This window comes from Mesorhizobium sp. M1004 (genome assembly GCF_040318795.1).
Lineage (GTDB): Bacteria > Pseudomonadota > Alphaproteobacteria > Rhizobiales > Rhizobiaceae > Mesorhizobium.
In genome coordinates, this window is sequence record NZ_JAMYNB010000010.1 from 199946 (window position 1) to 214679 (window position 14734).

Genomic DNA, 14734 nt, shown 5'->3' on the forward strand with positions numbered 1-14734 from the left:
CCAAATGTGGTGGTTCAGCAGCCCTTCTTCAAGCAGAACTTGTGTCACGCTCCCGTGAGTCGGGCAAGGGCGTCATCCATCGCTTGCACCGGCAGTTCGATAAGCCTCGGTGCCTCGGTGAACAGCAGTGCTGCCGTCACCGCGCGGCCGGGGTAAAGCGGCTGGAGCAGCGCGCGGTAGAGCGCCAGCTGCAAGATATAGGCCGGCGGCACCTGGGCCAGGCCTGCGGGCGCCGGCCGGTTGGTCTTGTAGTCGACGATCGATACGCGCCCGGGCGTCACCGCCAGCCGGTCGATCTTGCCGGAGATCGAGCGCAGCCTGCCCTTGACCTCAAGGCTGCCCATCACAGCAACTTCGGCGCGGGACGACGGCGAAAACAGCCCGGCAAAACGCGAATCTCTGAGGATCGCCATCACCGAAGCCAGCGCCTTGTTGCGCTCGGCCTCCGGCCAGTCGGCGCCGGCTCGAATGAGATACTGCGCCGCCGCGCCTTGCCGTTCGTCTTCGGCAAAACCGGGCAGCATCTGCAGCAGCTTGTGCAGCGCCAGCCCGCGCATCACCGCAAAGCCCGGCTCCGCCTCGCTGTCCAGCACCGGCGAGCGGGTATCGACAACAGCTTCCTTGGCCTCGTCGATCAGCGCCGACGCGCCGGAAGGCGACAGCGGGCGCGGCAGCTCCTCATAAGGCGGCAAGGGCCGGAACAAGCCCACCGGCAGCGGCGGCACCTGTTGCGGCAGCCGCGACTCGTCGGCTGCCGCTTGCGCCACCGGCGGAAGCTTGGTCATGACGAAACGGTGCACCGGCTCGCTGCTGGCGGGGTGGCGGCGCTCCGTGCTTTCCGGCGCGGCAAGCAGCGCGCGGCTGACAATCGAATGCCAGGTGCCGGTGCTGGGCTGACGCTTGCCGTGATAGCCGCAGACGATCAGCCGGTCCTCGGCGCGCGTCATGCCGACATAGAGCAGCCGCCGGTATTCGTCGTCGGCAAGCTCCCGCGCCCTGGCCGAGGCCGCCTTGGAGAAGCCGTTGGCGACATCGGCGGCCGAGCGCCAGAGATAGCCCTTGCCGTCGAAATTGCGGCCCGAAGCGTCGAACGGCATGAGCCGCGGCAGATGCTGGTCGCTGAACGGCGCCGAACCGCCATCGACCAGGAAGACAACAGGCGCTTCCAGGCCCTTGGCGGCATGCACGGTCATGACGCGGACCTCGTCGCGCAACTGGTCCATCTCGCGCTTGATCTCCGGACCGGTGTTCTCCAGCGTCGCCAGAAAGGCTTCCAGCCCCGGCAGTCCGGTGCGTTCCTCGGCCAGGCAGAAACTCAGGAACTCGTCGAGAATATCGCCGGCTTCCGGTCCAAGCCGGGCGATCATCTTCTTGCGCAGGCCGTCGCGCGCCAGCACCCCGGCGTAGAATTCGAACACCGGCCGGAACGCCGCCTCGTTGGCCCAGCCGTCGAGCCGGGCAACGACATCGGTCAGCGCGGTATTGTCGCCAGCATGCTGGCGTAATGAGGCGATCAGCGATGTTCCGGCTGGCCGTCCGGCGCCAAGCGTAAAAAGCGTCTCCTCCGACACGTCGAAAACCGGGCTGCGCAGCACGGCGGCGAGCGACAGGTCATCCTGCGGCTGGATGAGGAAATGGCCGAGTGCGATCAGGTCCTTGACCGCGATGTGGCCGGGCAGGCTCAGCCGGTCGGCGCCGGCGACGGGAATATCGCGGTCCTTCAGCGCGCGCGACAGCGCATGGACGAAGCGGTCGCGCTTGCGCACCAGCACAAGAATGTCGCCGGCCCTCAGCCTGCGTCCCTTGCCCTCGATGATCTCGCGGTCCTTGAGCCAGGCCTCGATGGTCGCAGCCACATGCTCGGCCACCCGCACAGCCGGCGCGCTGGCATGGTTGACCGGCAACGTCCAGTCGTCGGGCTCCTCGACGGCGTCAGCGCCGAGCGACGGCCAGACCTCGACATAGCCAGGCGCGTCGTTGCGGATCGCCTTATGGTCGAGCGGATCGGGGTCATGGCTGATGCCGCGCCGCACGCCCGGATCGGCAAAGACGCGGTCGACGGCGGCAAGCACGTCGTCGGTCGACCGGAACGACCAGGTCAGTTTCAGGTCGGCAAACGAAGCATTGGCGGCGTTCACGCGTCCGGAAAACAAGAGCCGGCTGTCGGCGAAGGAATCCGGCGCGGCACCCTGAAAGGAATAGATCGACTGCTTTTCGTCGCCGACGGCGAACACCGTGCGATTGGTCGTGCCGCGCTGGCCGTGGCCGGCAAAGAACTCCTCCGCCAGCCGCTTCACCACCTCCCATTGGTCGGGGCTGGTGTCCTGCGCCTCGTCCAGCAGGATGTGGTCGATACCCTGGTCGAGCTTGTACTGCACCCAGGGTCCGGCATCCGGCCGCGCCAGAAGGTTGACGGTGCGGGTGATGAGGTCGTTGAAGTCGAGAAAGCCGCGGCTGCGCTTCAGGCGCTCGTACCGCACGATCAGCCAGTCGGCTATGGTCAACGCCGCGACCGTGCCTTCCAGCATCCGGAACAGCGCCAGCCGGTCGGAGACCTCTGTTATCGCCTTGACGGCCGCCAGATAGCGCTCGGGAAGGTCGGGCAGCCGGCCGAGCAGCGCCTTCTTGAACAACTTTGAGGGATCATAGGGGTCGCCATCGGCCTTGAGAAAGGCTTTGCCGAGCATCTGCAGCCGGCGGGTCGGGTCCGTCTCGGCAAAGGCCAAGCGGGCATAGGGCAAGAGATTGTTGAGCACGGTGCGGGCGTCGGCGGCCTCGGCGGCACTGGCGAACACTGCAAAGAAGTCCAGCAGGAAACCCGGCAGCGGCCATACCGATGCCGCTATGTCTTCGGCGTTCTGCCCGGGGCGAAAATGGAATTCGTCGAACAGGGCACGAAAGCCGGCGCCGTCGCGCCGGACCGCATCGATGAAGCCGCGTAAGCCGTCGCGCTTGCGCACGATTTCGGCGAGCAGCGCGTCGAGCCCGTGTTCGCCGCCGCGCTCCAGCACGGTGGCAAAGGCCTCGGCCAGTCCGGTGTCTCCGGCTGACGTGCCCGAAATCATGTCGCGTCGCGCCGCGGCGAACAGCGAGGCCTCCATCTGCGGATCGAGCATTTCGAAATGCGCCGGGATGTTGGCCTCCAGCGGGAACTGGTGCAACACCGATTCGCAAAAGGCGTGGATGGTCTGGATTTTCAGCCCGCCCGGCGTTTCCAGCGCTTCGGCAAACAGCCGGCGCGCCCGCCGCATCGTGTCGCGGTCGGGCCGGCGGCCGTCCACCGCCTCAATCTTTGTGGCAAGCTCGGCATCGCCGAGTGCTGTCCATTCCGACAGGGTCGAGAACACGCGGTTCGACATGTTGGCGGCGGCCGCCCGCGTATAGGTCAGGCACAGGATCTTCGACGGATCGGTGCCGTTGAGCAGCAGCCGGACGACGCGCTGGGCCAGCACATGCGTCTTGCCCGAGCCGGCATTGGCTGACACCCAGGCCGAGTTCTTCGGGTCGGAAGCGCGCGCCTGGTTGGCGGCGGTTTCGCTCGGGACGGGATAGGCTTTTTTCATGCCTCCCCCGCCTCGTCATCGCTGTCGCCACCGGCCGACCATTCGAGCACGCGCGCCAGATGGTCGTAATCGCCATCGCTCTCGCCCTCGCGAAAAGGCAGCGCCCGCGACAGATAGCCGGTCGTCGGATCGGCATAGTGGACCAGCAGCTTTTCCAACCGCGCCCAAGCCTCCTCGGCGAGGTCTTCGGCGGTCCGGGGCTGGCGGTTGTAGTCGAGGATGGATTCCTCGAAGACTTCGCCATTCGGCTTCAGCCGCACGAATGCGAGCTGGGAGGGCTCGCGCGCGCCAAGCCCCTTGAAGGCGCCGCGCCGGAGCAGCGCCCCTTCGAGCGCCAGCTGTGGTGCCAGCAGCGTGTGGGCCTGCGCCTTGGACGGGGACGAGCCGGTCTTGTAGTCGAGAATGTCGGCCATGCCACCGGCCAAAAGGTCGACGCGGTCGGCATAGCCGGACAGCGTCACGCCGGTGCGGCCGACAGCGGTCTTTTCGGCGCGCTCCTCGGCATGCCGCCGGGCGACGGCGGGAGCGCGGCCGCGCTCCCATTCGATGATGTTGGCGGCAAGCTTTTCGAAGCGCGGCCACCACACAGCCTCGACGTCGGCGGGCAGGGCGATCTCGGCAAAGCAGGTCCGGCCGGCAGCGATGAGGCGTTCCAGAGCTTCGGGCGCGCGGGGATCCGCCACCTCTGTCGAGAACAGATGCAGGATGTCATGAAACAGCGTGCCGCGCTCGGCCGCGCCGGGGTCGCGGATCACCGGCTCGAGCGGCAGAAGGCTCAGAATACGCTTGGCATAGACCGCATAGGGGTCGCGGCGCAGCGTCTCGATCTCGGTCACCGAGAAGTGGGTGGGCCGCATGCTCAGCGGCGGTTTCGGCTGCGGTCGGGGCGCGAAATGCTGCCGCTCGCCGGCATCGAGCGCGCGCGCCCAGGCAAGCAATTCGTCGCCGCGTCCGCGCAGTGCGGCTGCAGGATCCTTGCCGATGAAGGTGAGGATGCGCTGCAACCAGCGCGACGGCACCGCCGGTGCGTCGCTGGCGCGGGCGGAGCGCGTCAGCACCACCTTTTTCGCCCCCATCGCCATCTGGAAGTCGTGGGCGGCAAGGCCGATGCGCCGCTCCGGCGGCTCGAGATCGATGCCGGTCTTCATCAACCGCGACATGAAGCGATCGCTTTCCGGCTTGCGTGGCCACACGCCTTCGTTCAGCCCGCCAATGACAAGCGTGTCGACGCTCTGCAGCCGTGCCTCCAGCGCGCCCCATATCGCGATGTTGCGGTCTGTGCCTTGCCCCGGCTTGACCGTTTCCGGTGCTACCAGCGCGTCCATCACATCAGGCCATTCGTCGGCCGGGAAGTCGAACGATGCAGACGCGGCGACCACACCGCGCAGCAGCTCGGCGAGTTTCTCGCCGGCGTCGCCGGCATAAAATTCAGCCAGGCTGCCCTCCGCCGTGCGGCCGAGATTTTCCAGCGCGGCGACGCTCGCTCTGGTCAACGCGACGAGATCGGCATTCTCTTCACCGCGAAAGGCGGTCAGCGGCGCCAGCGCCGCCACAAGCCGGCTCAGCATATCGCGGGCATCGTCGATGCCGCGCACGCTCAGGCGCGAAAACCAGAAGGGCTGGCGCTTGTCCCCGCTCAGCCCGGCGAGACGCTCCTCGAACAGTGCTGGCAAGGCGGCGATGTCGGGGCGTCCGGTGCCGCCGCGCAGCGCCACGAGTTCGATGAGCTCGGCGGCATGGCGCACGCCGGTGCGCTCAAGTCCGAGCCCGAGCAGCGGATGCTTGAGCAGCGACAAAAGGCCGACGGGATCGCCGGGCCGGAATACCGCTTGAAGTGTGAGCCGCAGCAGGCTGGCGGCAGGCGTGTTGGCGAGCGGCGTGCCGCCGGAATCGTCGGCGATCACGCCGAAGCGCAACAGCTCGGCCGAGACGCGCCGCGCCAGCCCGCGGTCGCCGGTAACGAGCGCTGCCCTTAGTCCCGGCTGTTCCACGGCGGTTTTCAGCGCGATGGCGATCGCCGCCGCCTCGTCGCGTTCGCTGGCGGCTTCGACCAGCGTCACGTCGGCGAAGGCCTCGGCGATGTCTACGGCGTTGAAGCGTATGCGGGTCTCGGCCCATAATTCCGTGGTCTCGGCCGGCCGCAGCGCCTCGCCGACAAGGGCCGCGCGGAGCGCCAGTGCGGGCTCGGCGGAGACCACTTCCTCGACGTCGCCACGCAGCACGCCAATCTTGCCGATCAGCTTGGCCATGCCGTATTGCGGGTGGCCAAGCAGTGCCGGCCGCGCACCGGGCGCCCCAATCGCGGCAAAAGACGGTTCGTCCAGCATCCCATCGAGCCCGGGCAGCACCACGGCGCCGTTGGGCAGGCTGGCGACCGTGGCAAGCAGTTCGGCCGTGGCGGGAATAGAGCCCGTCGAGCCGGCGGCGATCACCGGGCCTTTGGGCGGGTTGCGTTCCAGCCGCTTCGCCTCGCGCCGGATCAGCGCATTGCGGTGCGCGGCCGGGTTGGAGCGGTCGCGCTCCTCCAGCAATTTCGGCCAGGCCTCGGTGACGATACGGAGGAAATCGAGCGTCACAAGCCACCATCCGGCAAGATTGCCGGTGACCAGATCGGCAAGCCTGGTCCAGTCCGTGCCTTCGGTTTCGATCTCGTCCATCAGCCGGGCGAGGTCACGCGCTAGCCAGATCGCATCGGCGGCGGAGGCCGGCACGACGATCTCTTCGTTGAACATATCAAGGACATGCGCCGGCAAGGTGCGCTTCCAGGCCCGCACCAGCGGCGCCAGTAGCAGCAGGCGTTCGATGGCTGCGATCGGCGGCGCCATTTCAAGCTCGGTCGGCGTGCCGGCGTCGAAGGCGGCTTCGTCCTCGTCGAACTCTCCGAGCGGGCGGATGACCGGCAGGATCGCCGAACGGCGGCTCCCCCCCGGTCCCGAAAGCGCGTCGACAAAAGCGCCGCGCAGCGCACGGGCCGCGCGCCGTGTCGGCACATAGATGGTGACATCAGCCAGCGCCAGCGGATCGCCGTCGAACCGGAAGCCGGGCACCAGCCGTCCGGCCAGCAAGGCCTCGGCCAGAGTCGGCAGGAATGGCGCTCCGGGCGGGATCGAAAGAACGCGGCGCGCGCCGCTCATACCACCTTCGCGAGAGCGTCGGCGGCGGCCGCTTCCGCCTGCGGAATGGCGTCGGGAGTGCCGACGGTGATCCAGCTTCCGCGCATCTGCATGCCGAACAGACGGCCAGAGGCGATTGCCTTGTCGAAATGGGTGTTGAGCGAATGCGCCCCGGCCGGCGCATCCCTGAAGATGGCGGGATTGACGATTGCCGCTCCGGCATAGATCAACCCGGCCGGATCGCCTTTCGAGCGCCGCAGGCCGCCATCCGGCGCCATCAGGAAATCCGTGCCGACACCGTGTCCGGTGGCCGAGTCGAGATCGGTAAGCATCAGCAGAATATCCATTTTCGCGCCGTCCCATGCAAGGGCAAGGCGCTCGAGGCTGGGCTGGCCGCTGTCGATCCAGAACGTATCGGCGTTGATGATGTAGAAGGGGTCGCTGCCCAGCAGCGGCAATGCCTTGACGATGCCACCCGCCGAATTCAGCAGTGCGTCGCGCTCGTCGGAAATGACGATCTTTGGCGCCCGCCTGTGGGCGATATGGGCGACGATCTGGTCCGGCAGATAGTGCACGTTGACGATGGCTTTCTCGACGCCGGCCGCTTCGAGACTGTCCAGCCCCCAGTCGAGCAAGGTCCTGCCGGCGATCCGCACCAGCGGCTTCGGCATGGTGTCGGTGATCGGCCGCATGCGCTTGCCAAGACCAGCCGCCAGCACCATCGCTGTGGTCAAGGTCACGGGAGCCGTTCCTCCAGCAGGCCATGTGCCATGTAGAACTCCTTCAGCTGAGCCAGCGCCGGGTGCGCCAGCGCCCGCCTGAGATAATCGTGGATGCGCGGCAGGTGTCGGAGATAATAGGGCTTGCCGTCGCGCTTTTCGAGCCGCACGAAAATGCCGAGGATCTTTGAATTGCGCTGCGCCGCCATGATCGCATAGGCCTCACGGAAAGCGAACTCGTCGAAGCCGCTGGCGACCTGGCGCGCAGCGACATAGGCGTCGACGGTCCGCTGCTCGATATCGGGCGAAACGGTGACGCGGGCATCCATGGCCAGCGACGCAACGTCATAGGCCGCAGGACCCATCAGCGCGTCCTGGACGTCGACGATGCCGAGGCGGTCGTGGCCTTTGCGGTCACCGCGCCAGATGATGTTGGGCGAATGGAAGTCGCGCAGCATCAGCGTGTATTCCTGTGTGTCCAGCCGATCGAGAACCGCGTTCCATTCCCTGTGATAGCCGGCGCGTAAAGCCTCGCTTGCCGGGCTGCCGGTCACCATCGGCACATACCAATCGACCAAGAGATCGGCTTCGATCAGCATGGCGTCGCGATCGAAGGGCGGCACCTCGTGGAAGACGCCTGGGACGGCTTCCATGCGCTGCAGCCAGGTCTTGCCATGCATCATGGCCAGCAATTCGGCTGCTGCCGTGTAGCGCTCGGCCGCCGGCTCACCATTGCCGTCGAGAAAACCTTCCGAGCCCAGATGCTCCAGCAGCAGAAACCCTTGCTCGAGATCCTCGGCATGGATTTTTGGGACACTGACACCTTGCGCCAGCAGCGCCTTGTCGATGGCGACGAAGGCGGTGACCGACTGCGCGGTGTGGGCGATTACGGCATAGGGCTTGCCGTCGCGCACCGGCGGCCCCAGCACCAGCCGCGGCGAATTCATCAGCACGCGCGGCGCAAGGCCGGCGCGCGAGACGATCTCATAGGAGCGCGCCGAGGCGTCGCCGACGAAATGGCGCCGCGCGGCGTCGCCCCAACCGGCCGTTTTGAGGAAATCGCGCATCGCCAGCGATCGCGCCACGCGTTCGAAGGCAACGCCTTGGCCCGATAGTTTCGCCAGGCGGCCTTCGCCCTGATGGACGAGTTCGATCCAGATCGACGTCCTGGGCAGAGCGGCCTCCGCCCGTTCCGGCCACTCGACAAGGGCAGCGCCCTGCAGCAGCGCCTCGTCGAAACCCAGCTCGTCCATCTCGCCGGCCGAGGACAGGCGATAGAGATCGAAATGGTGCACGGGGATGCGCGTGTCGTAGCTTTGCACCAAGGTGAAGGTAGGGCTCGGCACATCGAGGCCGGCATCGTCGGCCAGCGCCCTGATCAGGGCCCGCGCCAGCGTCGACTTGCCGGCGCCGAGATCGCCCTTGAGCGCCAGCACGTCGCCCGGCCGCAGCGCCATGGCCAGGTCCTCGCCGAGCCTTGCGGTCGCAGCCTCGTCGGCGAGAAAACGCTCCAGCACAACAACGGTCATCGAGCGCGCTACTCGGCCGCGGCGCGGATGCCCGACGGTGCATCGGGGAAGGTGCAGATGACGGTGGTGCCCTTGTCCTTGCCGGTCTCGATGCGCACGCTGCCGCCGTGCAGCTCGACAAAGCTCTTGACGATCGACAGGCCTAAGCCCGCACCGCGCCGGCGCCCGCCATTGGTGCGCGGCTCGAAGCGGCGGAACACCGAATCGAGCAGGTCCGGCGGCATGCCGGGGCCGTTGTCATGGACGGAGAATTCCACACCTTGCTCCAAATGCCGGCAGGCAAGCGTGATAGTGCTCGCCTCCGGCGCGTAATTGGCGGCGTTGCTGAGCAGATTGTAGAGGATCTGGCGAACCCGGGTCTCGTCGCCGTGAAAACTCTTCGGCGCCGCAGCGGCGTCGATCCGGAGCTTGATCGAATGCTCTTGCAGCCGGTCGGCGACCAGTTCGGCCGCGGCCTCGATGGTGCGCTCGACGCTTACTTCCGAAATGTCGAGCTGCATGATGCCGGCGTCGACGGTGGCGAGGTCGAGTATGTCGTTGACGATGGTGAGCAGCACCGAGGATGACGAGCCGACATGCTCGACATATTCGCGCTGCTTTGGGCTGAGCGGCCCGGTCGCCGGCAGCGACAGAAGCTCGGTGAAGCCGATGATGTTGGTCAGCGGCGAGCGCAGCTCGTAGGAGACATGCTGCACGAACTCGTTCTTCAGCTGGTCGGATTTCTGCAGCGCTTCGTTCTTGTCCTTCAGCGCGCGCTCGACATTGACGCTGTCGGTGACGTCCACAAAGGTCATCATCACCTGGCCGTTGGGCAGCGGGATGACGGCGTAGCTGAGCACTGTGCCGTTCTTCAGTTCGGTCTGGCCATGGCGGTCGCGGCGCTCGTCGTCGAAACCGGTGATGGCGGCGACGAACCCGCCCCACGGGCTGTCGACGGCGCGCTGGTCGCTGAGATCGCGGATCGCCGAGACATGGACGTTGGGCTTGATCACATCCTGGCTCAGTCCCCACAGCGCGACAAAGGCCGGGTTCGACAGGCGCAGCCGCCCATCGGGACCGAACACCGCGACGCCTTCGGCCAGATTGTCGAGCGTTTCGCCCTGGACCCGCACCGCCGTCTGGTAGCGGCTTTCCAGGTCCATCTTCTCGGTCAGGTTCTCGAACACCCAGGTCACGCCGCCCTTCGGCTGCGGGTTGGCCACCACGCGGATGGTCTTGCCGTCGGGCAGATGCCACCAATGCTCTTGCGATTCCACCGCGCGGTAGGCGCCAAGCAGGCCTTCTTTCCAACGCCGCCATTCCGGCTGCTCGGCGATCTTGCCTTCGCTGCGCAGCCGGTCGAGCAGCAGCGCATTGTCGGGCGCGCTGTGCAGGAAGCCCGGGTCCAGCCCCCACAGTTTCTGGAACGCCTGGTTGAAGAAGCGCAACTTCTCGTTGGCATCGAAGATCGCCACCGCCGTGTTGAGCTGGTCGAGCGTGTCGGCATGGCTGCGCACCGTGCGCTCATATTCGCCGCGAATGGTTTCGGTGGCGCTGGTGTCGCAGGCAAGGCCGGCCGAGCCGTCCGCACCGGCGAAGTCGGTGACGGCGAACACGCGGCGGTCGCCCTCGATCACTGTCGACAGCGTTTGTTCGAAGATTGGGCGCGATTTGTGCTGCGCGGCGATCTGTTCGCGCGCTTGGGCGCCGAGGAATTCCTTGGCTTCGCGCACGGCGGTCTCGGCGTTCGGTGCCTCGACCGCTCCGGCATAGGCACGGTTGACCCATTTCAGCCGCCCGTCGGTGGCGCGCAGCCAGGCCGGCATCGGCAAGGCGTCGAGCAGGCCGATCATGGTCTCGTAGTCGGCGGCCAGACGCTGGTTCTCGATCTTCAGCCTGGCTTGGCTCCTCTGAGTTTCCGACAGCGAGACGAAGCGCACCAGCACATGCGCGGCGCTCTTGCGGCCATGCACTTCAAGCGGCGCCCCGGCCTGCGATTCGATCACGAGATCAAAGGGTTTCGCTTTCTCGCGCAGACCAGCGACGGCATTTTCGAGCGCCGCCGCCGAGCGCGGCATCAGCCAGCGGCCGAAGGCGAGGAAGGCTGCACGGTCGTCCGGCGCACCGCTTTCCAGCGGCAGCGTGCCGATCAGCTCCGGCTTCTTGTTCTCGGACGCCCAGACGATGACGCGCTGGTCACGCAGATTGAGCAGCGCCTCGGAGCGCTGCAGCGCCGCATTGATGTCGGCAATGCGGGCTCTGAGTTCGACATTCTGCGCCGAGGTGCGGGCTCTTTCGCGGATCAGGAAGATGGCCGAGACCAGTGCCGCGCCCATGACGCCGACGAACATGGCGAGCTGGATGACTTCGACCGCGCTGACCGACAGTCCGGCCTTCTGCGCAATGGCCGGCTCGGCATGGGCTGCAAACGAGGTGAGCGGGCCGGCAAGAGCTGAGGTGGCAAGAAAGCCGGCGGTGCGGGCGCCAACGCGCCTCTTCAGGCCACCGCCTGTCGTGACGGAGCCATTGCTATCGGAATCGTCATGGCCGCCGGAAACGGCCGATCCCGCGCGAGGCGGGTTTTCCCCCGGCATGCCTTGGTCCTCTTCGCCGCCTGAATGCAAGACCGCCTAGATCAGGATCACGTTTGATGGAAACGCCCTTCTGACCTAACTCTTTTCTAAAGGGCATGATCTTTTCCGAAAACCGCTTCCCACTTTTCGCTGACGCGGTCCTTCGGTTCGAATCATGCTCTCGATGCGTACGCCGGCCTCGTCCCCGGCCCACGAATCAGCACAATAGCGCGTGCTGGAATCGGCGTGAAGAATCATCCGCGCAAAAAAGAAGCCGGGCGAAAAGTCAATCGCCCGGCTTCAATATCTAGTGGTAAACGCCGCTTTGGCTAATAGCGGTAGTGTTCCGGCTTGAACGGACCCTGCGGGGTCACGCCGATATAGGCGGCCTGTTCGCCGGAAAGTTCGGTCAAGCGGGCTCCAAGCTTGTCGAGATGCAGACGCGCCACCTTCTCGTCGAGGTGCTTGGGCAGCACATAGACCTGGTTCTGGTACTGGCCGGGCTTGGTGTAGAGCTCGATCTGCGCCAGCACCTGATTGGTGAACGAAGCCGACATCACGAAGCTCGGATGACCGGTCGCGTTGCCGAGGTTGAGCAGGCGCCCCTCGGACAGCAGGATCATCCGCTTGCCGTCCGGGAAGGTTATCATGTCGACCTGCGGCTTGACGTTGGTCCATTGCAGGTTGCGCAGCGACGCGACCTGGATCTCATTGTCGAAGTGGCCGATATTGCCGACGATCACCATGTCCTTCATCGAGCGCATGTGGTCGAGGGTGACGACATCCTTGTTGCCGGTGGTGGTGATGACGATGTCGGCGGTCGGTGCGGCATCTTCCAGCGTGACGACTTCAAAGCCGTCCATCGCCGCTTGCAGCGCGCAGATCGGATCGACTTCGGTGACCTTGACGCGGGCGCCGGCGCCCTTGAGCGAAGCCGACGAGCCCTTGCCGACGTCGCCATAGCCGCAGACGACCGCAACCTTGCCGGCCATCATGGTGTCGGTGCCGCGGCGGATGCCGTCGACCAGCGATTCCTTGCAGCCATATTTGTTGTCGAACTTCGACTTGGTGACCGAGTCGTTGACGTTGATCGCCGGGAAGGGCAGCAGACCCTTCTTCTGCAGCTGGTAGAGCCGGTTGACGCCCGTCGTCGTCTCTTCGGTGACTCCGCGAATGGCTTCCTTCTGCTTGGTGAAGAAGCCGGGTGAGGCCTTCAGGCGCTTCTTGACCTGGGCGTAGAAGTATTCCTCTTCCTCGCTCTGCGGGTTGGACAGCACGTCCTCGCCGGCCTCGGCGCGGGCGCCGATCAGTATGTACATGGTGGCGTCGCCGCCATCGTCGAGGATCATGTTGGAGAGGCCCCCATCGGCCCACTGGAAGATCCTGTCGGTATAGTCCCAATACTCCTCGAGCGACTCGCCCTTGACGGCGAACACCGGGATGCCGGCCTCGGCGATGGCTGCGGCCGCATGGTCCTGGGTCGAGAAGATGTTGCACGAGGCCCAGCGGATATCGGCGCCAAGCGCCTTCAGCGTCTCGATCAGCACCGCAGTCTGGATGGTCATGTGCAGCGAGCCGGTGATGCGCGCACCTTTCAACGGCTTCTTGTCGCCGAATTCCTCGCGGCAGGCCATCAGGCCCGGCATTTCGGTTTCGGCGATATCGAGTTCCTTGCGGCCCCAGCCGGCAAGCGAGATGTCGGCGACCACATAGTCATTGCTACCTGTCATGGCAGTGCTCCGGTGTGATTTGTCTTCAGAATGCGCCTGCGCCACACGGCGCGTCGAAGGGCGCGGAATGCCGGCCTGACTAGCAGATCGCCGCCAAGACGACAATGGGATATAAAGAAATCTTTATGCGCGTATGTGTTTTACGGGGATGCATGCCGCCCAAAAGTATCCCGCGGTTTTGGGACAACGGCGTTCAAAGCAAAAACTTCAGCACTCTTCGCCGAAGCGCGAGGCGACCAGCTGCTCCAGCGCGTCCATCGCCGCTGCGGCTTCAGCGCCGCTGGCGGTGACGCGGATCGAATAACCGGGGCTCGCCGCCAGCATCATCAGCCCCATGATCGAGGTGCCGCCGACCTTGAGACCATCCTTCTCGACATGGACGGTGGCGTCGAAGCCGCTGGCGACCTGGACGAACTTCGCCGAGGCGCGCGCATGCAGGCCGCGCTGGTTGACGATCGGGAACTCGCGCACGATCTCACCGGGCGACAGCGCGTTCATTTGCTGCTCAGCAGCTGACTTGCGACGTTGATGTATTTGCGCCCCGCGGCCTGCGCCTCGTCGAGCGCGGTCGCCATGTTGTCGCCCTTGCGGATCGACGACAGCTTGATCAGCATCGGCAGGTTCATGCCGGCGATGACCTCGGTGCGACCGGATTCCATCACCGAAATGGCGAGGTTGGAAGGCGTGCCTCCGAACATATCGGTCAGAACGATGACGCCGGTCCCGGTGTCGACGCGGCCGACGGCGTCGACGATATCGCGCCGACGCTGCTCCATATCGTCATCGGCGCCGATTGCCACGGTTTCGAAATTGTCTTGTGGCCCCACGACATGTTCCACGGCATGGCGGAACTCGGCGGCCAGTTGACCGTGCGTTACAAGCACGAGTCCGATCATTCTATGGTGGCTCCCGTCATCGCCGCTTCACAGGCGCTTTTTATGCTCGCCGGCCATCCCAGGCGGCGGGAGCGCTATCTTGTCGACGCGCGGCGCGTTGACAAGCCCAAAATTGCGTCGGCCATGGCCAATTTGACGCATTGCAGCAAAAAACCGGCGGCGGATCATACGAAAGGCGCAATCGCCAGCCGCGCCATTACCGCCGGCAAAGCCGCAGTGACGTTGCGCTGAACGAGGTCGATGCGCGGCACCACACAGCCGGCAATGGTCGCGCTCGACTCTTCCTGGAAACGCTCCACAGCGTTTGCGGCAACCAGCTGGATCGTAAGGTCGATGACCCCCACAGGTTGGAACAAAAGCGGCTTCGGACCAAGCCCGGGCACCTCTGCGAGGCCGGCAATGCTGGCGGGCGCATGGCAGACCAGCCGCCCGAAACGCGCCGCGACAAACAGCTGGTCGTCGCCGATCAGCCGCGCAAACAGCCCGAGCCGGCTGAAATGGTCGATGAGCGCCAGCGCCAGCGTTGTCTTGCCCGAGCCGGACGGCCCGGTGATCAGGACGCCCCGCTCGCCAATCAGGACTGCGGTGGCATGGATGTTCTCGGGTTCCGCGGTGGGATCGGGCATGCGCAG

The 14734-nt window shown here is 65.8% G+C and carries 9 protein-coding genes; all 9 read right to left on the minus strand.

Features of this window, described 5'->3' with window-relative positions; translation table 11 throughout:
* Positions 1-44 precede the first annotated feature (44 nt).
* The 9 genes from addA to NKH54_RS21640 all read right to left on the minus strand — a co-directional run bounded on the left by addA (position 45) and on the right by NKH54_RS21640 (position 14728).
* Positions 45-3563, minus strand: a complete 3519-nt coding sequence (gene addA, locus NKH54_RS21600; protein ID WP_353028839.1) for a double-strand break repair helicase AddA — start codon at positions 3561-3563, stop codon at positions 45-47.
* The gene (gene addB, locus NKH54_RS21605; protein ID WP_353028840.1) at positions 3560-6697 is read right to left on the minus strand and encodes a double-strand break repair protein AddB; all 3138 of its coding nucleotides are present in this window, start codon (positions 6695-6697) and stop codon (positions 3560-3562) included. Before addB ends, addA begins: the two co-directional genes overlap by 4 nt.
* Complete coding sequence (locus NKH54_RS21610; protein WP_353028862.1) at positions 6694-7398, minus strand: nucleotidyltransferase family protein; 705 nt, start codon at positions 7396-7398, stop codon at positions 6694-6696. The genes addB and NKH54_RS21610 overlap by 4 nt, the downstream gene beginning before the upstream one ends.
* 14 nt (positions 7399-7412) lie before the next feature.
* A complete protein-coding gene (gene tsaE, locus NKH54_RS21615; RefSeq protein WP_353028841.1) occupies positions 7413-8924 on the minus strand; it encodes a tRNA (adenosine(37)-N6)-threonylcarbamoyltransferase complex ATPase subunit type 1 TsaE in 1512 nt (503 codons plus the stop codon).
* Positions 8925-8932: 8 nt separating this feature from the next.
* Positions 8933-11497 carry a sensor histidine kinase gene (locus NKH54_RS21620; RefSeq protein WP_023672300.1) on the minus strand — a complete coding sequence of 855 codons (2565 nt, stop codon included), beginning with the start codon at positions 11495-11497 and terminating at the stop codon, positions 8933-8935.
* Between the two features lie 308 nt (positions 11498-11805).
* The gene (gene ahcY, locus NKH54_RS21625; protein WP_353028842.1) at positions 11806-13206 is read right to left on the minus strand and encodes an adenosylhomocysteinase; all 1401 of its coding nucleotides are present in this window, start codon (positions 13204-13206) and stop codon (positions 11806-11808) included.
* A gap of 207 nt (positions 13207-13413) precedes the next feature.
* The gene (locus tag NKH54_RS21630) at positions 13414-13704 is read right to left on the minus strand and encodes an HPr family phosphocarrier protein (RefSeq protein ID WP_023672303.1); all 291 of its coding nucleotides are present in this window, start codon (positions 13702-13704) and stop codon (positions 13414-13416) included.
* Positions 13701-14102: a PTS sugar transporter subunit IIA gene (locus NKH54_RS21635; RefSeq protein ID WP_023672304.1), complete on the minus strand. Its 402-nt coding sequence runs from the start codon at positions 14100-14102 to the stop codon at positions 13701-13703. The genes NKH54_RS21630 and NKH54_RS21635 overlap by 4 nt, the downstream gene beginning before the upstream one ends.
* A gap of 164 nt (positions 14103-14266) precedes the next feature.
* Positions 14267-14728: an HPr kinase/phosphorylase gene (locus NKH54_RS21640; protein ID WP_023672306.1), complete on the minus strand. Its 462-nt coding sequence runs from the start codon at positions 14726-14728 to the stop codon at positions 14267-14269.
* Between the last annotated feature and the right edge of the window lie 6 nt (positions 14729-14734).

Excerpts from the sequence above, each read along its gene's own strand:
- addA (WP_353028839.1), bottom strand. The coding sequence starts at position 3,563 with ATGAAAAAAGCCTATCCCGTCCCGAGCGAAACCGCCGCCAACCAGGCG.
- addB (WP_353028840.1), bottom strand. The coding sequence starts at position 6,697 with ATGAGCGGCGCGCGCCGCGTTCTTTCGATCCCGCCCGGAGCGCCATTC.
- NKH54_RS21610 (WP_353028862.1), bottom strand. The coding sequence starts at position 7,398 with ATGGTGCTGGCGGCTGGTCTTGGCAAGCGCATGCGGCCGATCACCGAC.
- tsaE (WP_353028841.1), bottom strand. The coding sequence starts at position 8,924 with ATGACCGTTGTTGTGCTGGAGCGTTTTCTCGCCGACGAGGCTGCGACC.
- NKH54_RS21620 (WP_023672300.1), bottom strand. The coding sequence starts at position 11,497 with ATGCCGGGGGAAAACCCGCCTCGCGCGGGATCGGCCGTTTCCGGCGGC.
- ahcY (WP_353028842.1), bottom strand. The coding sequence starts at position 13,206 with ATGACAGGTAGCAATGACTATGTGGTCGCCGACATCTCGCTTGCCGGC.
- NKH54_RS21630 (WP_023672303.1), bottom strand. The coding sequence starts at position 13,704 with ATGAACGCGCTGTCGCCCGGTGAGATCGTGCGCGAGTTCCCGATCGTC.
- NKH54_RS21635 (WP_023672304.1), bottom strand. The coding sequence starts at position 14,102 with ATGATCGGACTCGTGCTTGTAACGCACGGTCAACTGGCCGCCGAGTTC.
- NKH54_RS21640 (WP_023672306.1), bottom strand. The coding sequence starts at position 14,728 with ATGCCCGATCCCACCGCGGAACCCGAGAACATCCATGCCACCGCAGTC.